At 38.8% G+C, this 20,980-nt stretch carries 23 protein-coding genes, 1 pseudogene and 3 riboswitches; of the genes and pseudogenes, 9 read left to right on the top strand and 15 right to left on the bottom strand.

Annotation, left to right across the window (positions count from 1 at the left end):
• Both WAX46_RS13125 and WAX46_RS13120 read right to left on the bottom strand, forming a co-directional pair.
• Positions 1-229: helix-turn-helix domain-containing protein (locus tag WAX46_RS13125; protein WP_336493650.1), on the bottom strand; the 229-nt coding region annotated here is incomplete at its 3' end.
• Positions 230-341: 112 nt separating this feature from the next.
• Positions 342-1,010 carry a cell wall hydrolase gene (locus WAX46_RS13120; protein ID WP_226567046.1) on the bottom strand — a complete coding sequence of 223 codons (669 nt, stop codon included), beginning with the start codon at positions 1,008-1,010 and terminating at the stop codon, positions 342-344.
• Positions 1,011-1,639: 629 nt separating this feature from the next.
• Between WAX46_RS13120 and WAX46_RS13110 the strand changes: the two genes are divergently transcribed.
• Positions 1,640-1,828 (top strand): YkvS family protein, encoded by a 189-nt coding sequence (locus tag WAX46_RS13110; protein ID WP_003211747.1) that lies wholly within the window; start codon positions 1,640-1,642, stop codon positions 1,826-1,828.
• A 219-nt stretch (positions 1,829-2,047) separates the two neighbouring features.
• Positions 2,048-2,431 (top strand): GNAT family N-acetyltransferase, encoded by a 384-nt coding sequence (locus tag WAX46_RS13105; protein WP_336494166.1) that lies wholly within the window; start codon positions 2,048-2,050, stop codon positions 2,429-2,431.
• A gap of 4 nt (positions 2,432-2,435) precedes the next feature.
• Here the strand turns inward: WAX46_RS13105 and WAX46_RS13100 are convergent, their stop codons facing one another.
• From WAX46_RS13100 to WAX46_RS13075, 6 genes are all read right to left on the bottom strand, one after another.
• The gene (locus WAX46_RS13100; RefSeq protein ID WP_336494165.1) at positions 2,436-2,573 is read right to left on the bottom strand and encodes a hypothetical protein; all 138 of its coding nucleotides are present in this window, start codon (positions 2,571-2,573) and stop codon (positions 2,436-2,438) included.
• A 218-nt stretch (positions 2,574-2,791) separates the two neighbouring features.
• Positions 2,792-3,289 carry a preQ(1) synthase gene (gene queF, locus WAX46_RS13095; RefSeq protein WP_336494164.1) on the bottom strand — a complete coding sequence of 166 codons (498 nt, stop codon included), beginning with the start codon at positions 3,287-3,289 and terminating at the stop codon, positions 2,792-2,794.
• A gap of 15 nt (positions 3,290-3,304) precedes the next feature.
• Positions 3,305-4,036, bottom strand: coding sequence for a 7-carboxy-7-deazaguanine synthase QueE (queE, locus tag WAX46_RS13090; protein ID WP_226567049.1), 732 nt, complete (start codon positions 4,034-4,036; stop codon positions 3,305-3,307).
• Positions 4,029-4,469 (bottom strand): 6-carboxytetrahydropterin synthase QueD, encoded by a 441-nt coding sequence (gene queD / locus WAX46_RS13085; RefSeq protein WP_226567050.1) that lies wholly within the window; start codon positions 4,467-4,469, stop codon positions 4,029-4,031. Before queD ends, queE begins: the two co-directional genes overlap by 8 nt.
• A complete protein-coding gene (gene queC, locus WAX46_RS13080) occupies positions 4,470-5,126 on the bottom strand; it encodes a 7-cyano-7-deazaguanine synthase QueC (protein ID WP_226567051.1) in 657 nt (218 codons plus the stop codon).
• A 150-nt stretch (positions 5,127-5,276) separates the two neighbouring features.
• A riboswitch (PreQ1 riboswitch) is annotated at positions 5,277-5,321 on the bottom strand.
• A 72-nt stretch (positions 5,322-5,393) separates the two neighbouring features.
• The gene (locus tag WAX46_RS13075) at positions 5,394-6,437 is read right to left on the bottom strand and encodes a YkvI family membrane protein (RefSeq protein ID WP_226567052.1); all 1,044 of its coding nucleotides are present in this window, start codon (positions 6,435-6,437) and stop codon (positions 5,394-5,396) included.
• Positions 6,438-6,682: 245 nt separating this feature from the next.
• On the opposite strand from WAX46_RS13075, the gene WAX46_RS13070 reads away from it, so the two are divergent.
• The 3 genes from WAX46_RS13070 to motB all read left to right on the top strand — a co-directional run bounded on the left by WAX46_RS13070 (position 6,683) and on the right by motB (position 10,713).
• Positions 6,683-8,785: an ATP-dependent Clp protease ATP-binding subunit gene (locus WAX46_RS13070; protein ID WP_336494163.1), complete on the top strand. Its 2,103-nt coding sequence runs from the start codon at positions 6,683-6,685 to the stop codon at positions 8,783-8,785.
• Positions 8,786-9,161: 376 nt separating this feature from the next.
• Positions 9,162-9,956, top strand: a complete 795-nt coding sequence (gene motA / locus WAX46_RS13065; protein WP_226567054.1) for a flagellar motor stator protein MotA — start codon at positions 9,162-9,164, stop codon at positions 9,954-9,956.
• Entirely contained in the window at positions 9,949-10,713 is a 765-nt protein-coding gene (gene motB, locus WAX46_RS13060) for a flagellar motor protein MotB (protein WP_336494162.1), read from the top strand. The genes motA and motB overlap by 8 nt, the downstream gene beginning before the upstream one ends.
• 32 nt (positions 10,714-10,745) lie before the next feature.
• On the opposite strand, the gene WAX46_RS13055 is transcribed toward motB, so the two are convergent.
• Positions 10,746-11,201, bottom strand: coding sequence for a MarR family winged helix-turn-helix transcriptional regulator (locus tag WAX46_RS13055; protein WP_226567056.1), 456 nt, complete (start codon positions 11,199-11,201; stop codon positions 10,746-10,748).
• 204 nt (positions 11,202-11,405) lie between these two features.
• Between WAX46_RS13055 and WAX46_RS13050 the strand changes: the two genes are divergently transcribed.
• Positions 11,406-12,911 carry an ATP-binding protein gene (locus WAX46_RS13050; protein ID WP_281430307.1) on the top strand — a complete coding sequence of 502 codons (1,506 nt, stop codon included), beginning with the start codon at positions 11,406-11,408 and terminating at the stop codon, positions 12,909-12,911.
• A gap of 47 nt (positions 12,912-12,958) precedes the next feature.
• Here the strand turns inward: WAX46_RS13050 and WAX46_RS13045 are convergent, their stop codons facing one another.
• From WAX46_RS13045 to WAX46_RS13035, 3 genes and pseudogenes are all read right to left on the bottom strand, one after another.
• On the bottom strand, positions 12,959-13,201 hold the full coding sequence (locus WAX46_RS13045; RefSeq protein WP_226567058.1) for an aspartyl-phosphate phosphatase Spo0E family protein: 243 nt from the start codon (positions 13,199-13,201) through the stop codon (positions 12,959-12,961).
• Positions 13,202-13,785: 584 nt separating this feature from the next.
• Positions 13,786-14,034 (bottom strand): annotated as a pseudogene (gene mtnW / locus WAX46_RS13040) (2,3-diketo-5-methylthiopentyl-1-phosphate enolase); the annotation flags it as partial.
• 107 nt (positions 14,035-14,141) lie between these two features.
• A riboswitch (SAM riboswitch) is annotated at positions 14,142-14,243 on the bottom strand.
• A gap of 44 nt (positions 14,244-14,287) precedes the next feature.
• Positions 14,288-15,478: a pyridoxal phosphate-dependent aminotransferase gene (locus tag WAX46_RS13035; protein ID WP_336494161.1), complete on the bottom strand. Its 1,191-nt coding sequence runs from the start codon at positions 15,476-15,478 to the stop codon at positions 14,288-14,290.
• Between the two features lie 166 nt (positions 15,479-15,644).
• Positions 15,645-15,802: riboswitch (SAM riboswitch) on the top strand.
• Positions 15,803-15,882: 80 nt separating this feature from the next.
• On the opposite strand from WAX46_RS13035, the gene mtnK reads away from it, so the two are divergent.
• The gene (gene mtnK, locus WAX46_RS13030) at positions 15,883-17,076 is read left to right on the top strand and encodes an S-methyl-5-thioribose kinase (RefSeq protein WP_336494160.1); all 1,194 of its coding nucleotides are present in this window, start codon (positions 15,883-15,885) and stop codon (positions 17,074-17,076) included.
• A 95-nt stretch (positions 17,077-17,171) separates the two neighbouring features.
• On the top strand, positions 17,172-17,459 hold the full coding sequence (locus WAX46_RS13025; protein WP_226567061.1) for a hypothetical protein: 288 nt from the start codon (positions 17,172-17,174) through the stop codon (positions 17,457-17,459).
• A 132-nt stretch (positions 17,460-17,591) separates the two neighbouring features.
• On the opposite strand, the gene WAX46_RS13020 is transcribed toward WAX46_RS13025, so the two are convergent.
• The 3 genes from WAX46_RS13020 to WAX46_RS13010 all read right to left on the bottom strand — a co-directional run bounded on the left by WAX46_RS13020 (position 17,592) and on the right by WAX46_RS13010 (position 20,520).
• On the bottom strand, positions 17,592-17,726 hold the full coding sequence (locus WAX46_RS13020) for a hypothetical protein (protein ID WP_264188634.1): 135 nt from the start codon (positions 17,724-17,726) through the stop codon (positions 17,592-17,594).
• 90 nt (positions 17,727-17,816) lie between these two features.
• Positions 17,817-18,308, bottom strand: a complete 492-nt coding sequence (locus WAX46_RS13015; RefSeq protein WP_336494159.1) for a methylated-DNA--[protein]-cysteine S-methyltransferase — start codon at positions 18,306-18,308, stop codon at positions 17,817-17,819.
• A gap of 1 nt (position 18,309) precedes the next feature.
• Positions 18,310-20,520 (bottom strand): PAS domain-containing sensor histidine kinase, encoded by a 2,211-nt coding sequence (locus WAX46_RS13010; protein ID WP_226567063.1) that lies wholly within the window; start codon positions 20,518-20,520, stop codon positions 18,310-18,312.
• 271 nt (positions 20,521-20,791) lie between these two features.
• On the opposite strand from WAX46_RS13010, the gene WAX46_RS13005 reads away from it, so the two are divergent.
• A partial coding sequence (locus WAX46_RS13005) for a transposase (RefSeq protein WP_336493159.1) occupies positions 20,792-20,980 on the top strand: 189 nt, incomplete at its 3' end.

Below are 20,980 nucleotides of genomic sequence, written 5' to 3'. Positions count from 1 at the left end.
TCTCTAATTCGGAAGAGTACTCGGGACCCTTTCCATAGATATATTGTTTTCCAACAGGCTGTTCGAACCTGTGTGTATCCCCAGCCTTATGCCACCTCACCCATGTCTGAACCTGCGTCTTATTCTTGATATTCAATTCCTGCATGATCTCTTTCATAGGTACACCTGCCAATCTCATTTCTACAGCCTTCTGTTTGACTTCAACTGGATAACTCACTCTTGTCCCCATAGAAAAAACACCTCCATGTTTTATTTCGGATCACAACGGTCCGTTTTCAAACTTGAAGGTGTTTTTTATTTGTCTCATCTTAGGGGGTCAGTCCCCTGGGCTGTGCTTTTCTTTACACTGCAAATACGTGACGGCCGATGCGCTCTACAATTTTACAAGAACGAATCCAATTATCTGTGGCAATTTTCGGATTGTAAAAATAAATGGCCTTTGTCGTTCTATCATCTACTTTCACAACCTGCTTCACAGCCTTAATCGAATCTTGATCTGCCTTATCATTGATACTTCCATTGGAAACTGGTTGGAAAGCATTTCGCTGATAAATAACCCCTCTGACACTGTCAGGAAAAGAGCCATGTTCTACCCGGTTTAAGACAACGCTCGCCACAGCTTTTTTTCCTTCGTACGATTCACCTTTTGCTTCAGCATGTACCAATCTAGAAAGCAAGTCCATCTCTTCATTCGTATAACGCGTTTTATTTTTTGAGCTTACCTCTTTCGTCGTTTCAGACATTACTTTTTTCTTTTGCTTCGGTTTTAAAGCCTTTTCTTCCGTTAGCGTACTTAGCATTTTGACTTTCGGCTGATGCTTCTCCTCTGAAAATGCTGGGATGTCCGTGTAATGATCATCTTGATCTATATATGAAAGCTGATGCTTAACAGATGCTTGTGCAAGTTTCTGACTTAATGTGCCTTGCTGATTTTGTATATTGTTATTGTCCATTTTCATCGCTGAGACTAGTATCAGGATGACAAAAAGAGCTGTATGAATTTTAATCAATTGCTTAATTCCTCCTTTCATCAAAGTAGGACGTAAGATACTTGTCCACTCTAACAAGAGCTTCTTTTATTTTCACGCACAAAGATTTGCATGCCTGTCCAAATTCCGTCATTAACTGGCATGTCCTAGTTGTAATACACACGAACTGGAAATGTTAGCGCTTAAAAAGGCCTCTTTTCAGCCTATAATCATCCTTATGATCCTGATTATGGGTTATTACATTTTCTTTTCATATGTATCAGGCTGGTTTGAAGCGTGACAAAAAAGCTTCTTGCTTCTTTAAGATATTCAAAAATAACATCTCCACCATGTTTGGCCATTCTGCGAAATTGTTTAAAATCATCTTGCTTTACCAAAACAGAAAGAACGAAAAGATAAAAAATCATCTCTTGAATGGTTAAACTTGCTTCTCTGTCCCATTCCGTCATGATTCAAGTATTGTGTGATTTGTTCTTCAGTCAAAAAAAACCGCTCCTTTTTTGCCATGATCAAATAATAAATATACCATTCGTATGAAAAGCGTATAATGAAAACGAAACAAAACGTCTTTATCCTTTACATTGGCATGAAAATATTGCAAAATACTTTTTAATAGGTAATGAAATCTGTTTTTAAAGGAGAGGGATCTGTTGAAGATTGCAAAAATTGGAAATGTGATCGAATTTAGAAATGGTTTAACAGGTGTAGTTGAAAAAGTGAATGAAAACTCTGTCATTGTGGATGTCACGATTATGGACAACTATAGAGATTTAGAACTAGATTCACTAACAGTCGTTAATCATAAAAACTATAAAATCATCAAAGACTCCGTACATTAATTTGAATCCTCAAATCAGACTATCGTTATAAAAAGATATACGAAGCAAAGCTGATCACATCCTATCAAAAAGGTGAAGGCTATTTCAAATACCTTTTAGTTAAAATAAAGTGATGAGATGCAGTATTAGGTCTAAAAATTCAAATCAAATGATTGTGCGTCTTGGTCAAATAGAAGATGCTGTAACTACTTTAGAAATACAGAAATCAGTTATTGCTGAATCAAAATATCACTTACATCACCTGAAGAAAACAAAAAAACCCTTTTAGAACACCAAGAATGGGTACAGAAAAGAATAGAGAACAAAAATGAGACATACATAGTTGCTGAAAAAGACGGGAAAGTAATTGGTTGGATAGCGTTTGAAAATGCATCAAATACAAAACGAACTTCTCATGTAGGTTCATTCGAGTTGATGGTTAATAAGAACTATAGAGGTTTAGGCGTAGGGGAAATGTTACTAACAGCCTTATTAGATTGGGCAGAAAAGAACCCATCAATTGAAAAGATTTGTTTAGCCGTTTTCTCTACAAATCAAAAGGCCATTTCTTTGTACAAAAAGATGGAGTGTTTTTCATTTCGTCTTAATACATCGTATGGATGAAGCATCAGTCTTTTTCGTATGAAAGGTTTGCATTTCCGCTTTTGTTTTGATGGTCGAGCATATAAAACTCTTCTCTTAGATCCATTAGCAACTTCTCTGTTTTCTCTTCTTTGTTTACAACACATACGCCTCCGTTTTTCACTCGTTGCTCCTATTTTATCTCAAGGAAAACGTGATAAGGAAAAAAAGCACGACCGCCTTTACAAACATACGTTCTGTATTGTATAATACATTTACGAGCTGATAGCCCCCAGCCGTCCTAGCAAGTTCTATTCCTATTGGTATGAGAAGAGTGACATGACTCTTCTCTTTTTTTATGTTTTCAGCCTCATATCACTCGGCATGTCTTTTCCTAAATGATTAGCGATTATTAATCGTTTCTGGATACATATCATGATTCATCATACGATACGACGCCATTTCTTCATACTTTGTCCCAGGTTTTCCGTAGTTCGTATATGGGTCAATTGAAATGCCGCCTCTTGGTGTGAATTTGCCCCATACTTCGATATACCTTGGGTCCATCAATTCAATTAGATCGTTCATGATAATATTCATACAATCCTCATGGAAGTCACCATGGTTACGGAAGCTGAACAAATATAATTTTAACGATTTACTTTCGACCATGATTTCATTGGGAATATAGCTGATATAAATCGTCGCAAAATCCGGCTGCCCTGTTTGCGGACAAAGAGATGTGAACTCTGGGCAATTGAATTTCACGAAATAATCTCTACTTGTATGTTTATTCGGGAACGTCTCAAGCACTTGTGGTGCATATTCAAATAAATAATTCGTTCCTTGGTTTCCTAGTAAAGTGACACCTTCTAATTCTTCTGGTTTTCTTGTCGTCATATCGCCTATTCCTTTCTATACGCCTCGTTTATTTCCCCACAATAACGTGTGGAGCTGTGGTAAGACTCTCACACGATTCAAGTCTGGATCTTGCGCCACTTGATCTACAAGCACTTCATATTTCTTTAATAAATGCGTTAATAAGGAAGCATCGTCAACTGTCGTCATATCATCATTTCCTACCTGTAAATAAAAAGGAAGCTCTGGGTATTTCGCATGAACATCCTTCGCATAGGCTAAATCACGATCATCAAAGATCACGACCTTCAGGCTTGCATGCTTCAGCCTGTTTCCACTTTTCAATTCATCCATGATACGTGTCAGTTTCGTAAAATCTGTTTTCATATTTGAGCTTGGCGGCTTTGGAGAAATGGTTAAATCATCTATTTTTAAAAACCAGTCCTGATACATCGTCCCTTGTGTTTCAAGCGCTGTATCGATCCCTTCTTCATGTAACAAATCAATGAGTGATTCCATTTGTTTTAAAAGCGCAGGATTCCCTCCTGAGATGGTGACATGAGAAAAAGCCTGTCCGCCTATTCTTTTCAGCTCTTTTACAATGTCTTCTGCTTGAATCCACTGAATATCGTGCTTGGCTGACCCATCCCATGTAAATGATGAATCACACCAGCTGCAAGAGTAGTCACAGCCAGCCGTTCTGACAAACATTGTTTTTTGACCAATGACCATCCCTTCTCCTTGAATGGTCGGACCAAAGATTTCTAATACAGGAATCGCTTTAGCCATTGATCTCAACTCGTTTCGGCCGGTAAATGCAATAGCTTGTTGGTGTCTCCCTGACAAAGACCTGTACACAGGTCGGTCTGTTCGCTAAAGTCGATAAATATGCCGCCACTTTGTCATGTACTGTCTTTGCGACAACCTCAGTGGTTGGCATGGCGTATGGATCGTTTGATGAAAATTCTTCATGGTCATTGAGCAAAGTGTGATCGTACTGCCCATGAATGAGCTTTTTCAGCGTACTGAAATTGACAAGAAAGCCCGATTCATCTAGTTGATCTCCCGCGATCGTGATATTGATCGTGTACGTATGACCATGTACACGACTGCATGCACCTGCATCCTCTCTTGGGATAAAATGTGCTGCAGACAGATGCATATCTTTGTTCAATTCAAATAAAAATGAATGATTCGTTTGTGGATAGATTTGAGAAAGCATTTATTTCGCCTCCTTCATTTCCATATAAGTGTCATAACCGTTTTTCCGAAGCCTACAAGCAGGACATTCCCCGCAGCCATCCGAAATGATACCATTATAGCAAGTTAACGTTTCATTTTTCACAAAGTCTAGCCCATCAAGTTCATCTGCCAGTTTCCATGTTTCTGCTTTATTCAGCCACATAAGTGGTGTATGGATAACAAATGGTTTTTCCATCGCCAAATTCACTGTGACGTTGCAAGACTTCATAAACTCATCACGGCAATCTGGGTAGCCACTAAAGTCTGTCTCACAAACACCTGTGATAATATGTCTTGCTCCGATTTGATATGCAAGAATAGATGCAAAGGATAAGAACACTAAATTTCTGCCTGGAACAAATGTCGAAGGCAGCTCTCCTTCTTTTTCCTCAATGTCAATGTCATCTCTTGTTAAAGCATTTGGTGCCAGCTGATTCAAAAGAGACATATCTAATAGATGATTCTTCACACCTAACTTGTCAGCAATTCTTTTGGCTACATCAATTTCTTCTTGATGGCGCTGGTTATAATGAAAGGTAACTGTTTCTATCTCTTCAAACTGTTGAAGTGCCCATAATAAACATGTCGTACTGTCCTGTCCGCCGCTAAAGACAACGACTGCTTTTTCATTTTTCATTTCCTGTTTCCCCCTTTGCAGATCCGTACAACCCGTATAAAGCTTCATCTGAAAGGCACCTGAAAACCCCTATTAAGAAAAGACACCTTCACATGTTAATGAGGTGTCCTAGCCATAAAAAATAAAAAATGCCACATCCAAGGATACGGCAAGTCCTTAGTTTTTTATAGAGGGTTTTGCTAGAACCTCTCCCGTCTTCACGGATTTTTGTTCAATTTTCACAGAGGATAGTGTACCATATATTTTTTATTCAGGCTATCCCTTCTTTTACCTATCAAGCGATGTAGGCACTTTTTTTAGGCAAAGAAAGAGAATAAAAAAGATACTGACATAGCCGAAAATGGGGTAAACCGTTGAAATCAGTGTACCATATCCGATTTTACTGATCCCATAGCAGCATACAAGAATAAGGGATATCGTATAGATGCTTTTCATTCGTATATACGCCCTCACTTGTCTCTCTAGCCCATATAAATTACCTATGACGGATGTAAAAACTTCGCCGAAGATGACAAATAAATAGATAAGATGAATGGAGTTTGCTACTTGATACACCACTTGGGCCATTGGAATATCATATGCCTCAAGCATATCTAATGAAGAGAGGGATAAAAAGCAAGCAAGCAAAATGAGTGTGAGCATGGTGCCCCCAAGCAATGCTCCCTTTTTAATCACAGCTTCAGATGTCATTTCATTTGCTACCGGTACTAATACAGCTTGTGACAGCGCTAAATTAAAGGCACCATATGAAATAGCAGACAAAATCCATTCGCCCTCTCCCATTTGCAGCACAAGGACGTGACTTTCACCGCTGCTAAAAATAAATGAATCAAGAAACACAATCAATGAAAAGAAAATAAGCATTGGCACTACGAGTACGTTCACACCAAATAACCCTTTTGATCCTTTAAACAGCACAACGACGCTCAGAATGATCGTTAACAAAACACCATATTCCTTCGATATGCCAAGCTGCTCCTCAAAAATGGCACCTGCGCCTGAAATCATCACTGAAGTCACGCCAAGTAAAATAAAAAACATCATTACATTAATATATTGACTAGCAGCTGCTCCAAATAAAAACCGATTCATATCTTGATATGACTCCGCTTCAATTCGTTTAGAAATGAGCATCATTTTTGCGCCAAGGCCAGTAAAAATAGCGCCGCTTATCAGGATTCCCACTAATCCAATCCAGCCAAAACGAACAAAAAATTCTACGATTTCTTTACCTGTCGCAAACCCAGCTCCGACCACTGTTCCTACATATACAAAGGCAAGCTGAAAAGCGGATTCATTTGAACGTTTCATGTGACCCCTCCGCACCCATCACTTTCGATTGTCTATTAAATATCCTATGAGACAAGTTCCTTGAAAAGAAGGACAAACCATGATTAAATGCAAAAAAGGATTTTTCATCTAGCTTTGAGCAAAACAGTTGAAAGTCAAAATAGGTCAGAGTATACTATAGTCAAAGATGGTCAAACATTAGACCATTTTATTTAACATTAATTGGTCAAATAAGGTCAAACTTTATTTTAAGGAGGTCATGGCAAATGCGTTGTCAACATTGTCAAGTAAATGAAGCAACTATTCGCCTGAATATGCAAGTGAATTCTTCCCGCAGCCAAATGGCTTTATGTGAAGACTGCTACACCTCTTTGATGGAGCAGTCAAAAATGAAAATGGGACCTAACCTGTTCGGAGGAAGTTCATTCTTCTCTCAACCAACAGGACATGCCTCAAGTCAAGAGCAGCCTAAACAAAAAGGCTTACTCGACGAGCTTGGCCGGAACTTAACTAATGGCGCACATGCTGGTCTGATTGATCCAGTCATTGGCCGTGATAAAGAAGTCGCAAGAGTCATCGAGATTTTAAATAGAAGAAATAAAAATAACCCTGTTCTCATTGGTGAACCAGGTGTAGGTAAAACAGCAATCGCCGAAGGACTTGCACTGAAAATTGCAAATGGCGATGTACCAAATAAATTAAAAAACAAACAAATCTATTTATTAGATGTTTCCTCACTTGTCGCTAACACAGGTGTACGTGGTCAATTTGAGGAACGAATGAAGCAGGTAATCAAAGAATTGCAAAGTCGTAAAAACATCATTTTGTTTGTAGATGAAATTCATCTTCTTGTAGGCGCAGGTTCTGCCGAAGGATCAATGGATGCTGGAAACATTTTAAAACCAGCCCTTGCACGAGGCGAGCTGCAGCTAGTAGGTGCGACCACGTTAAAAGAGTATCGCCAAATTGAAAAAGATGCCGCACTTGAACGACGCTTTCAGCCAGTTATCGTTGACGAGCCAACACAGGTCGAAGCAATCGAGATCTTAAAGGGAATTCAAGATAAATATGTAGCCTATCATGGTGTCACCTATTCTGACGAAGCCATTAAGGCGTGCGTTCAGTTATCTTCACAGTATATTCAAGACCGCCATTTACCGGATAAAGCCATTGATTTAATGGATGAAGCAGGTTCAAAAGCGAACCTCACCCTTGATGTAACAAGTGAAGATGAACTGACAAACCGTCTTGCGCAAATCGCCGCAGAAAAAAAAGCTGCTTTAAAAGAAGAACAATATGAAAAAGCAGCGAAGCTTCGAGATGAAGAAGAAGCGATTGAATCAAGACTTCAAAATAAAACAAATCACAAAGAACATGTCGTCACAACTGAAGACATTCAAGCCATTGTGGAAGAACAAACAGGCATCCCAGTCGGCAAACTGCTAGTAGACGAACAAACAAAATTGAAAGAAATTGACATCCGCCTAAAAGCGCGAGTCATTGGTCAAGAACATGCGGTTGAAAAAGTGGCGAAAGCTGTAAAAAGAAGCAGAGCTGGCTTAAAGGCAAAACATAGACCGACTGGCTCCTTCCTCTTCGTTGGACCAACAGGTGTCGGGAAAACCGAATTATCCAAAACGTTAGCTGAAGAATTATTCGGTTCAAAAGATGCCATCATACGTTTAGATATGAGTGAGTACATGGAGAAACATTCCGTATCCAAAATCATCGGTTCCCCTCCTGGTTATGTTGGGCATGATGAAGCTGGTCAGCTCACTGAAAAGGTCCGCAGAAAACCATATAGCATTATTTTGCTTGATGAAATCGAAAAAGCACATCCTGATGTCCAGCACATGTTCTTGCAAATCATGGAGGATGGCCGATTAACAGATAGCCAAGGTAGAACCGTCAGCTTTAAAGACACGGTCATCATCATGACAAGTAATGCAGGCAGCAATGATAAAACAGTCAAAGTCGGCTTCCAGTCTGATCAGAAAGAATCGATTGAGGAACCATTACTAATTGATTCACTCAGCACCTATTTCAAACCAGAATTTTTGAACCGTTTTGATAGCATCATTCATTTTGTCTCATTAGACAAAAACGATTTAGTTCAAATTGTTGATCTTCTGCTCAATGAGCTATCAGAGCAATTAAAAGAGCAAAATCTAACCGTTCACGTTACAAACGAAGCAAAAGCAAAAATAGCAGAGCTTGGATATCATCCTCAATTTGGTGCCCGTCCATTACGAAGAACCATTCAAGAGCACATCGAGGATCAAATGACTGAGATCTTGCTTGAAGAAGAACATCTTTCTGGTTTTACAGTTGATGTTGAACATGATGAAATTGTTGTGAAAAAAGGATAAGTACATCCTAAGGAGGATGAAAAGCTCCATCATATTGTGATGGCTAAGTTCCACCTGTAAGCTGACGCTCACCTGGCTCTTTTCTTTTACGATAAAAGAAAAGGAGGTGGATCACATGATGAACTGGAGTTATGACCTTATCAAAATCATGTATGAAGAAAAATTAAAAGAACTACTTTTAAATAAAAGCGACTCAAATTAATGAACTGGAAATTCCCTTCTATTAAAGAAGGGGTTTCTTTTTACGGTGTATAGAAAGCGGTTTCGTCAAAATTTCTTCACAGAAACTGTCTTAATTTTATATTCTGACTAAAACCCTTCTAGAACACACCGATATTAACTATAGAAAAAGATAGTTAAAGGATTTGGTGAGATAATGGACAAAACATCGTTAATTGGTATTATTTTAGCATTTATTGCACTGAGTGTCGGTATAGTTTTGAAAGGTGTGAGTCTAACCGCTCTTATCAACCCGGCGGCTATATTGATAATTATTGTCGGGACCATTGCAGCTGTTGTCATTGCATTCCCATCTAGTGAGATTAAGAAAACGCCAAAATTGTTCGGAAAAATTTTCAAAGACAGCCAGCTACCAACGATTCAAGAAATGATCCCTCTTTTTTCAAACTGGGCACAAATTGCTCGTCGTGAAGGTCTTTTAGCATTAGAAGCAAATCTTGAGGAAGTAGATGATGATTTCCTAAATAACGGCTTAAGCATGGCGGTTGATGGCCAAAGTGCAGAATTTATTCGAGACGTATTAACAGAAGAAGTCGATGCGATGTCGGAAAGACATCAGTCAGGTGCATTAATCTTTACACAAGCAGGAACATACGCACCAACTCTTGGTGTACTTGGCGCAGTTGTTGGGTTGATTGCTGCACTTGCAAACATGGGAGATATTGAACAACTAGGACACGCCATCAGTGCTGCCTTCGTTGCCACACTGCTTGGGATTTTTACTGGGTATGTTTTATGGCATCCATTTGCGAACAAGCTTAAACGTAAATCCAAAGAAGAAGTCAAACTTCGTCTTATTATGATTGAAGGCATTCTTTCTGTTCTTGAAGGGCAATCTCCAAAAGTCATTGAACAAAAACTTTCGATGTACTTACCAGCGAATGAACGTGCAAATTTTGTCATTGAAGAAGGAGAAAAACAGAATGGCTAGGAAACGTAAAAAACATGATCACGATGAACATGTAGATGAGTCTTGGCTTATCCCTTATGCCGATCTTCTGACGCTTCTTCTCGCCCTCTTCATTGTGCTCTTTGCATCTAGTTCCATTGATGCTGCAAAATATGAACAGATGGCCAAGTCTTTTAATGTTGTCTTTACTGGTGGTACTGGTGTTATGGATCAATCAAGCATGCAAAGCACTGAGGAAACCGAAAACAGTAATCAAATCAAGAAATCAGCAGAGGAAGATGAAGAAGCCAAAGCGAAAGCCCGAGATCACGCGGTACTCACAAAGGTAAAAAAACAAGTGGATTCATTCATTGCAAATAAAAACCTTGAGTCTAAACTTGAAACAAAGCTCACAGATGAAGGTTTGCTTATTACAATTGAAGACAGTATTTTCTTTGATTCTGGCCGAGCGGTCATTCGTCCACAAGATGTCCCGTTAGCAAAAGAAATTTCAAAGCTGCTCGTCATTAACCCCGCACATGACATTGTCATTAGCGGACATACAGATAATGTACCCATCAGAAATTCAGAATTTAAATCCAACTGGTATTTAAGCGCCATTCGTGCTGTCAACTTCTTAAATATTCTACTAGAGAACAGCAACCTAGACCAAGAGAATTTTAGTACAAAAGGGTACGGTGAATTTAAGCCGATTACCTCAAACAATACAGCGGAAGGCAGAAGTAAAAACAGACGCGTAGAAGTACTCATTTTACCAATTGAGAAAAAAGGGAAATAAAAAAGGAAGCCAGTGGCTTCTTTTTTATATGTTTATTCTTTATGATCATATAAATGTTTTGCACGCAGTCCCACATGTTTGAGCATATCAATACAGGCATCCTGCTCTTCTTCACTTAGCACACTAATCATCTCATGGATTTCTTTCGCATGATCTGGGAAGATGTCATCAAGCAAAGCTCGTCCTTGTTCCGTAATATGTGCAAATGTCACCCTGCGGTCATCCGCACAATCCTTACGACTTAGAAGTTCTTTTTTCTCCAATTTATCGACCACATATGTGATACTTCCGCTTGCTAGTAGAATCTTATCGCCAATATGCTGTAGCGGCTGATCACCTTTATGATATAGCAATTCTAGTACAGCAAATTCAGTCGGATTCAGACCGTGCTTAACTATATGTTTGTTCATGTGATGATTAATTGAACGATAGGCACGTGATAATACAATAAATAATTTCAAAGATTTCTCAACATTAAGATTTTCCATTCTTTATCATCCTTTATAAAATGCACCCCACTAATGTGACATTAATAAAGAATAAGTAAAATGTCAACATCTTGATTCTTTATTAGCATGAAAATGAGACCAGAACGAATCACCTAATTTTTTAAAAATTACACAAGTGATCGTAATATAGATAGTTTCAATGCTATAATAAGTCTATTAGGTAAAACGTTGGAGCGATGAATGATGAGAATACTGAAAGGGTTTTGGAAGAAGGTCAGACTATACCTTATTTTGGTGATGATTCCAACCCTAATCATTAGTTATTTTATCTACGAAAAAGAAACGGAAAAAATTGATTTAAAAAACAAACAAACCGCTACAATTATGTTAAATATTCACAAAAACCAAATGAATTATTTAATTAGTGAAACAGAAGCGAGATTATCATCCCTTTCCATGGGATTTGACCAGCCATTGGAAACGAAAAAAGTAAAGAACATCCTAGATAAAATTTATAAACAAGAACCTCGTTTTTCAGGCTTGTATCTCCTAGACAAAAAAGGAAATGTAACAGCAAGCACCACACCGTTAAAGGAAAAAATCAATCTATCCTTCAGAGATTATTTTAAGCGCATTCAAGTGACAAAGCAGACCGTGATCACGGATAACTATGTGAGTAGAATTACAAAACAGCGGATTCTCTCCATTTGTGTACCAGTTTTGGATGAAAACGAACAAGTCACAAATGTGCTAGTCGCAGCCATTCAAATTGATTATTTAAAAAACATTATGAATGTATTGAATCCAGAGCTTCATTTTAAGATGCTGAACCAGAATGGCCATGTTGTGTTTACAAGTGGACCGCAGCCAGCATCAGAAAAAGGCAGCACCGTGTCTACATATTTAGATGAAAACAGCTGGAAGCTAGAGGTTTATCCTCAGCGTGCTACAACAAGTGAAGTGCTGTCTGTTATGTTGTTTCCCTTATCCAGTGCATTTATTTTATTAAATATTCTATTCACACTTGTCCAATATATCATTTTAAGAAGGCAAACCCAGCAGGAGCGTCATCAAAATGAAGCGCAAAAGCTTGAATTGATTGGAACACTCGCAGCAAGTACGGCGCACGAAATCCGCAACCCATTAACAGGCATCAGCGGATTTATACAGCTACTGCAAAAGAAGTATCATTCAGAAGAAGATCAGCTCTATTTTTCTGTTATAGAGGAAGAAATTAAACGGATTAACCAAATAGTCAGTGAGTTTCTTGTGTTAGGAAAACCAACTGCAGAAAAATGGCAGAATAATTCGGTGAAAGAAATTGTGAGTGAAATTATGCCGATCGTTTTCTCTGAGGCTAACCTTTATAATGTCGAGGTTGATTTGCAAATCAATACAATTCAAGATGTTGGTGTATATTGCACGAAGGATCACATTAAACAAGTCGTATTAAATGTAGCAAAAAATTCTCTAGAAGCTATGCCAAATGGCGGTCATTTGAAGATTGTGATTGAAGCTGAGAAAGAACATGTCATCATTAAAGTGAAAGATACGGGTGAAGGCATTCCAGAAGAGATGCTAAAGCATATCTTCCAGCCATTTATTACGTCGAAGGAAAAAGGAACCGGCCTTGGGCTTGTCGTGTGTAAGCGAATCATTTCGATGTATGGCGGGACAATCGATATTCATAGCGAAGTGAATAAAGGAACAACGGTTATGATCATTCTCCCTTCCGCTCAATCCTTTTAGCTGAAGCATACAGCCGGTTTTGCTTATGCAAGACCGGTTTTTTCATGTCAGTAAGAGGGACGATTCACAGATAAGAGACTCATTTGGGACACAAGATCATGAAAGGAGGTAACAGAATGTTTCTCATGAAAAAGAAGATGCTGGTACTCATTCATCAGATTGTCCAGTTCTTGACTGTATTTGATTGTCGTCTCACCAGTATACCCTTCCACTTGAGCAGCTTCTACCATCTGTTTTCTCTTCTCATCAATTGACATTAGCAACTGTTCTTTCCTTACATACATATTCATTATCTCAGCTCCCGCAATGAATTCATCTGCTACTCTCTAAATTTCCGACACCAAAATTATACCTTATTTGTAAATTAAATAAAATGTGCTTATTTTATTTAATTTTTTACAGCCAAAGAACTTTTACCCAAACATATCTGGGTAAACTTCAAATTTGAACAGGCAGGACTGACATATTGGATTAAACAGAATTTTATCCTATGCAAAAGATCAATATCAACTATTTTCTTTCTCATTTTATACCTAATTTCCTAAAAAAGCAGATTAAGAGATCACGTCTTGCGCTTTGTATATGTCTCGAATTTCCTTTTGCAAAACAGCCAAAATTACTTATTTTTATTGTTATGTTAAATTATACTTTTATGATAACTGATTTAGTAGTTTTTCAATATCCCAATGTTCATAAATAACCCCTTGCTTTTCTAAATAAACTGCCGCCTCTTGTTCGTTCTCAAGTAATGTGTTCTCGCATCAGCTCCAATCGGCCTTCCTTGCTCGACCTTTAAAATCGAAGGTTCTACCAGCTAAATTGACTGCATATAACGTGCGAACCCTTTCTCTTCATATGTTTTTTTTTAAATAGTCAGACTTCTTTTAAATCTGCCGAAAAGTCTATACCGACAAGCTTTATTTTTTCTATCTAGTGAAAGTTTTCCAAAAATCGACGTTAAAACGGCGGGTATGTCAGCTGAAAAGTTGCCTCAGGGCAAGCAATTTTCACCTCTAATTGATAAAGGCCATTTTCACCCGATCGTTAATCCAAACGCGATATGCTCCGCTTTTCGGTCAATTTGTTCATCCGCTCGGTGTGTTTGTACATATGTTGCTGTAATTCACTCACTAGGAATCCCCTTTTCGATTGCTTCCTGCTTATGTCAATAAAAAAACCTCTTTAAGTGCTTGGTCAGCACCTTAAAGAGGTTTCGTCTCATTCATCCGAATCTTATCTCTCAGCGCTTGCTGCAAGAATTAGCACCATGCTTCATGGAAGTCAGTTGCCGGGCTTTATTAGGCTAGTCCCTCTGCCTATGCTTAATAAGAATATTCAATTTTCTTAAATATTGGCTGAATTATCGCACCATTTTTTTACGTTGACAATGACTTTTTTTCAAACAACTGCAATGAAGCGATTCGATCAGCAGCTTCTTTTAACCGCTCCTCACTTGTTAAAAGGCCTACTCTGACGTAGCCTTCACCGTGTGTACCAAAGCCATTCCCCGGCGCAACGACTACATGCGCTTTCTCTAATAATAAGTCAGAAAAAGATTCAGATGTATACCCATCAGGCACTTTTAACCAAGCAAAAAACGACCCCTTCGGTACACATACGTCCCAGCCAATCTCCTTGCATAGAGCGATCCACGTATTACGTCTTTTCTCATATCGATCATTTTGCACCTTTACGCACGTTTGATCACCTAAAAGTGCTTCTGCTGCTGCATCTTGTGTCGCTTTAAAAAGTGACACAAACAGATGCTCCTGATAAAGCTCAATGGCTTCAATCACAGACGGATTACCTGCAGCAAAACCTACTCTCCAGCCTGCCATATTAAATGTTTTAGACAATGTAAAAATTTCGATTCCTGTCTCTTTCGCTCCTTCTACTTGCAAGAAGCTGATAGGCTTTTCACCATCAAATCCAATACCGCCATATGCGAAATCATGAACAACACACATCCTGTAATCTTTCGCAAAAGTAACAGTTTCTTCAAAAAATGCACGACTTGCAGTGGCGCCAGTCGGATTGTTTGGATAATTTAAGTACATCAATTTTGCCTTTTTCTTATCATCCTCTGACAATAGATTGTAATCAGGTAAAAATTGATGTTTTTCAAGCAGAGGCATGGTGACCATGTTGGCTCCAGCAAGCACGGCACCTGACCAATAATCAGGATAACCAGGGTCCGGAACAAGTAGCGTATCATTAGGATTCAGTAAGCATTGTGGCAGCTCAACAAGTCCCGCTTTCCCGCCAAATAAAATCGCAATCTCCGTCATTGGGTCAAGCGTGACGCCATATTCTCTTTCATAAAAGACAGCGGCGGCTTTTTTTAATTTTGCTGTTCCACGGAATGAGGAGTATTGATGATTTTCAGGCTTTGCTACAGCTTCCTGCATGGCTTTCACAATATGTGACGGGGTTGGCTGATCAGGATTTCCCTGGCCTAAATTAATCACATCTACCCCTTCCTGCACTTTTTTCTGTACCTTTTGGACAAGCGCTGCAAAAAACTGTTTCGGTAAATGTTTCAACACATCTGATTGTTGAAATTCCATCTCTTCACCTTCTATTCAAGTTACTTGACAATACACTCACTGTAATAGATTGTTTTATGAATTGTAAAGCCATTTCGGAAAAAAGATTGACATGTAAAGAGCAGCTCTGATAATATCTTGAATTAAGAAATACATGCAGACATGAAACAATTACATAATTGATTTCTCTTATCGAGAGTTGGGCGAGGGATTTGGCCTTTTGACCCCAACAGCAACCGACCGTTAATACCACTGTGAAGTGGGGCGCAGCAAGTAAAGCGCCAAGACAATTGTCTTATAGGGCACGGTGCTAATTCCATCAGTCGTATGTGCTGAGAGATAAGAGAGGCTTAGAGTATACACGCCATCAAGCCTCTTTCTCTCAAGAGAAAGAGGCTTTTTTATATGATTTGGAGGGGAAGTAATTGGTTACACTTACGGCATCATATGAAGAATTAACAGAGAGTTCGGCAGTTGCACTAGCAATTAGACTTGGATTAATCCAAGAAAGCAGTCATTTGACATGTACCGAAATTGGTGACGGGAATTTAAATTACGTCTTTCATATTTTTGATCACAAACACGAAAAAGGGCTGATTATGAAGCAAGCTTTGCCCTATGCAAAGGTTGTCGGGGAGAGCTGGCCTCTTACATTAGACCGTGCAAGAATTGAAAGTGCTGCACTGATCAAGCAGTCAGAGTTTGCGCCGCACTTCGTGCCAGTAGTTTATTATTCCGATACTGCTCTTGCTGTGACAGCAATGGAAGATCTATCACACTTAGAAATCGTCAGAAAAGGGCTAATTGCCGGAAAACATTATCCGCATTTATCCCGTCATGTCGGAGAGTTTTTAGGCAAAACACTATTTTACACATCTGATTTTGTTACGAATCCTAAAATCAAAAAACAATTCGTAAAGCTGTTTACCAATCCTGATTTATGTGACATCACTGAAAAGCTTGTCTTCACAGACCCTTTCTTTGATAGCGAAACAAATGACTTCGAAGAGGAATTAAGAGAAGATGCGAAAGCGCTGTGGGCTGATGTTGAACTGCAAGTTAAAGCAGCAGAGCTGAAGCGCATCTTCTTAACCTCAACTGAAACACTTGTTCATGGAGATCTTCATACAGGCAGTATTTTTACAAGTGAAAGTGAAACAAAGATTATTGATCCAGAATTCGCTTTTTATGGCCCTTTTGGATTTGATATCGGTCACTTTATTGCTAATCTACTCTTGAATGCTTTATCTCGTGAGAATGAACAAGAACAGCAGCCTCTTTTTAACCATGTTGTCAATGTATGGGCTACATTCAAAGAAGTGTTCACAAAAGCTTGGAAAGAAGACAGCATTGAAGCGTTCAGTGGATCAAACAGCTTTTTAGACACAACCTTTGACCGTATTTTAAAAGAAGCGACAGGCTTTGCTGGCTGTGAGCTTGTTCGACGAACAATTGGTTTTGCTCATGCGGCTGATCTTGATACGATTCCATCAACATCTAGAAGGCTTCAGAAGAAAAAAGGAGCTCTGGCCCTCGGAAAAACATTCATCAAACAATACCTTGCAGTGGAAACTGCGTCTGACCTCGTCGCATTATTCCAGCAATCTGTAAAGGAGTGACGGGTTTTGTCTAAAGAATTTGAAGTTCTTCGTTCCGTCGATTGGGAAAACCGAATTAAAATTTCTGAATCAACAAATATGACCGGCTGGAAACTGTGTTTGAGCACTTATATACAAAAGAAGATGTCTATTATGCAATCGTGACATTAAAAGTGTGCGGAGCACCTGCTATTGGCATTACAAAAGCTTTCAGGCTGGCACTCAGTGCCCAAGAGATTAAAACAGAAGAGATTGATGTCTTTAAAAAAGTAGTAGCTCGACTAAAGGAATATTTATATCGTGCTCGTCCAACAGCCGTTAATCTTGCCTGGGCATTAGATACCGTTTCAGCGAATAAAAATGCAAATTCCATTTTTTGTGGCAGCACCGCTTTCGACCTTTGATGTTATTCTTCATCATCTCATTTCATGTATGATTACAAAGAAAGGAATCATCACTTCGCATTATACAGAGGAGATCTATGCTCTTTTCACGGAAAGCATCGCACTCTAATATAAAAAAGCGACATGTTCTTGTCATTTAAGAGCACCATGCTCTTTTGTTTCGATCGTTTTAGCTAATATTTCTTTCTTCTGTTCCTCCGTCAAGACGTTCATTTTGACACATAGTGACGTCACGGCATACATTTTATCTTTTTTTCCCAAAAACATCCTAGCATCCCTCCTTTTTCCCTCAACCAACTTTTTTAGCTTAATAAAAGGATATGTCGCTTGTCAAACATTTGGAACAGGTCAATCGATTTATTTTTTAACAAAAGGGATGCCTTCTAATTCAAGCAGAACTGCTTTCATATCCGTCTTCGTTCCTGCATAGCCTGTCAATGACCGGTCTTTACCAATAACCCGGTGACACGGAATAAAAATAGGCAATGCATTTCGCCGATTGGCTTGTCCTACAGCTCTGACAGCCTTTGGATTGCCGATCTCTTCTGCAATATCTGCATAGCTTCTTGATTCACCATACGGAATAGCAGAAAGTGCCTCCCATATTTGCTCTTGAAACGAAGAGCCTGATTGCTTGAGAGGAAGATCGAATACTTTACGATGACCGTGAAAATACTCATGAAGCTGTTTTTTCGCTTCTCGTAATACAGACGTATCTTCTTTTTTTAGATGGGCTACCTGCTTTTTTGTCATAAACGGCTCATCATCAAACATTACTTCGACGATGAAACCGTCTTTTTCTAGTATGTATATTTCCCCGACTGGTGCGCTATAGACTGTATAATACACATTAAAGCTCTCCTTCTTGTCTTTGTTGTCTCAGTGGTAAAGTGAGGTGGAAAACTGTTCCTACTCCTTCCTCACTCTCAACCTCAATGGTTCCTTGATGCTCCTCAATAATTTTATAACTGACCATTAAACCAAGTCCAGTTCCTCTTTCTTTCGTTGTATAAAATGGTTCGCCGAGACGCTTTAGTTTATCCTCTGTCATTCCGCATCCTTCATCACGCAGTGAGATGACAATATGCTCGTCGCCCTTCCGCTGAATACTCACGTATACATTTCCTTTCTGCGGCATCACTTCAATCGCATTTTTTAAAATGTTAATAAAGACCTGCTTTAATTGATTTTGTTCACAGTAGATAAGCGGAATCTCATCCAATACATTCAGGTGCATTTGGACATTGCCAAGATTGGCCTGGGCGTGCAAAAGATCCATCGTGTCTTTCACAATTTGCACCACATTTTTTTCTTCATACACAATGGCTTGCGGCTTCGCTAAAATCAAAAATTCTGTAATGATGGATTCAATTCTTTTTAGCTCTGATGTGATGACATTGAAATAGAGAGAATACTCCCCTTCAATATTTCCTTTCAACAGCTGAATGAAACCTTTTAATGCCGTCATCGGATTTCTAATTTCATGGGCAATTCCAGCAGCAAGCTCTCCGACCACATGAAGTGTATCTGATTTTCTCACCCGCTCCTCTAATTCTTTCCGCTCTGTCACATCTCTAAAGATCGCCAGATTCATGTTATGAATAATGTTGCGTTTAAAGGAGAACTCCAGTATGCGCTGATCTGGATGGTTCAGCACAAACGGAACTTCGTTGTCCATCTCATCTAATGACATCGTCTGAGCTGGCTGAGCCAATTTTTCGATCTGATATGGCGCAAGAATATGGAAAAGGCTCATTTCAGTTAAATGATCATCCTTCAGTCCAAGAAGCTCGCTCGCAGAGGGATTGACATCAATCATGCGGTATTGATTATCAAAAAGGACAATGCCATCCATTGACCCATTAAATACTTTACGGAATTTGAGCTCACTTTCGCGCAGCTCCTGCTCCATTCGCTTTCTATCACTAACATTACGTAAAATGGTTAAATGCTGACCCTCAAATACCGCATGCTTCGATGTAAATTCTAGCTCTTTGAATTGACCGTTTGCCATTCTAAACAATAGTTCTTCTCTTATTTCATGATTTCTCATATATTGTCTTATTGTTGGTCGATATCTCTTATCAGATTTGACTAGAAAATCCGTTAATTTCTTACCTATCAGCTGATGCATCGGTAATTCAAATATTCGGCAGGCTGATTGATTCGCTCTCACAATCTCCCCATCGTCCGCCCATATGATGATGGCATCCATCGCATTTTCAAATATTTCTCTAAAGCGTTCTTCACTTTTTAACAGCTTCTCTTCCATTAATCTTTTTTCTGTAATATCCCGCATGATGGACATATAAAAACCGCTCATGACATTTGATGTAATGGTCAGTTCGAATAATTTGTGCTGACCAGATTGAAGGGTCACGGGAAGCTCCCCCTTTGCTTTCCCCGTTTCTTTTAGTGACGTTAAAAGGTGATGCAAGGCAGGAAGATTTTCTTCTTCAACAAATTCATTTAAATAACGATCTGTTAAATCTGTCTTTTGAAGCTCGAAGCTTTGACAAAAAGAGTGATTTGCGTCAATCATGCAGCCATCCTGATCAAAAATGACCATACCATCAATTGCTCGGTCAAATAAATCTTTGAACAGCTGCTCATTCATGGAGCGTTCTCGTTCTAAAATTTTCTTTGACGAGATATCTCGCATGATCACAATATATTGTTCATTCACTATGTCATGCTCTGCGACAAATTCAATATATTTTGTCTCCCTATTTTCAAGCTGAATGGAGATTTCTCTTTTCAATGTTCCTTCTCGGAAAAAAATCTCGAGTGAGCAATCAATTTTATTTTTCGGGATGCCGTATAGGAAATCTAGAACGGATTTATTGAGGAGGTCTTCTTTCGGTGTCTGTACAAGCGTGCATGTCGCTTCATTGGCTTGAATAATGTTGAGGTGCTGATCAAATATAAAAATGGCATCTAACGTCTTATTTAAAAGCCTTTTCTGCTGCATCAACTCAGTTCGCAAATATTCATTCTCTTTTGCTAGTTTTCTGGTATCTTCCGCAGCGGTTACTTGCTTGCCATTGAGCGTTTCAGTCATTCTCTTACACCCCTTTTCCAGCCTCATTCCTCTACAATATTTCTACAATATTTTCATTGTTCCTTCATTCGACTCATAAAAAAAGATAACTTTTTATTTCATTTGGATGACACGATTGTATAATGAATCTCTTTTCTTACCCGTCTTTACAACCGTTCTACAATTTCACATCAAATAGCGAAATGAGCCAAAATCTATTTTAAAATGGGGCAAATGAGGTGAAGTGCACCCCAAATATTAGACACAGTCTAACATTTGGAGGTGCTTTTCTTTGGCTAAATTTACAATTGAAGATAAAATCAAAGCGGTAAAACGATACCTCATTGACCGTGAGAGCTTGCTTAGAATTGCAAAACAGATTGGCGTGAACAAAAGTATACTTCAATATTGGGTCAGAAAGTATCAATATCATGGCGAAAAAGCTTTTTCAAAGTCATATACAAATTATCCAGTCCGATAT

Origin of the sequence: Bacillus sp. FJAT-53060 (assembly GCF_037104745.1) — a bacterium.
Lineage (GTDB): Bacteria > Bacillota > Bacilli > Bacillales > Bacillaceae > Bacillus > Bacillus stratosphericus_B.
The sequence above is the reverse complement of the archived record's forward strand: the minus strand, read 5'-3'. Positions and strand labels throughout refer to the sequence as shown.

Bases quoted from the DNA above. Each gene is read 5' to 3' on its own strand.
- queF (WP_336494164.1), bottom strand. From the start codon at position 3,289: ATGACGACAAGAAAACCAGAAGAATTAGAAGGTGTCACTTTACTAGGA.
- queE (WP_226567049.1), bottom strand. From the start codon at position 4,036: ATGGCTAAAGCGATTCCTGTATTAGAAATCTTTGGTCCGACCATTCAA.
- queD (WP_226567050.1), bottom strand. From the start codon at position 4,469: ATGCTTTCTCAAATCTATCCACAAACGAATCATTCATTTTTATTTGAA.
- queC (WP_226567051.1), bottom strand. From the start codon at position 5,126: ATGAAAAATGAAAAAGCAGTCGTTGTCTTTAGCGGCGGACAGGACAGT.
- WAX46_RS13075 (WP_226567052.1), bottom strand. From the start codon at position 6,437: ATGAAACGTTCAAATGAATCCGCTTTTCAGCTTGCCTTTGTATATGTA.
- WAX46_RS13070 (WP_336494163.1), top strand. From the start codon at position 6,683: ATGCGTTGTCAACATTGTCAAGTAAATGAAGCAACTATTCGCCTGAAT.
- motA (WP_226567054.1), top strand. From the start codon at position 9,162: ATGGACAAAACATCGTTAATTGGTATTATTTTAGCATTTATTGCACTG.
- motB (WP_336494162.1), top strand. From the start codon at position 9,949: ATGGCTAGGAAACGTAAAAAACATGATCACGATGAACATGTAGATGAG.
- WAX46_RS13055 (WP_226567056.1), bottom strand. From the start codon at position 11,201: ATGGAAAATCTTAATGTTGAGAAATCTTTGAAATTATTTATTGTATTA.
- WAX46_RS13050 (WP_281430307.1), top strand. From the start codon at position 11,406: ATGAGAATACTGAAAGGGTTTTGGAAGAAGGTCAGACTATACCTTATT.
- WAX46_RS13045 (WP_226567058.1), bottom strand. From the start codon at position 13,201: ATGAATATGTATGTAAGGAAAGAACAGTTGCTAATGTCAATTGATGAG.
- WAX46_RS13035 (WP_336494161.1), bottom strand. From the start codon at position 15,478: ATGGAATTTCAACAATCAGATGTGTTGAAACATTTACCGAAACAGTTT.
- WAX46_RS13020 (WP_264188634.1), bottom strand. From the start codon at position 17,726: ATGTTTTTGGGAAAAAAAGATAAAATGTATGCCGTGACGTCACTATGT.
- WAX46_RS13010 (WP_226567063.1), bottom strand. From the start codon at position 20,520: ATGACTGAAACGCTCAATGGCAAGCAAGTAACCGCTGCGGAAGATACC.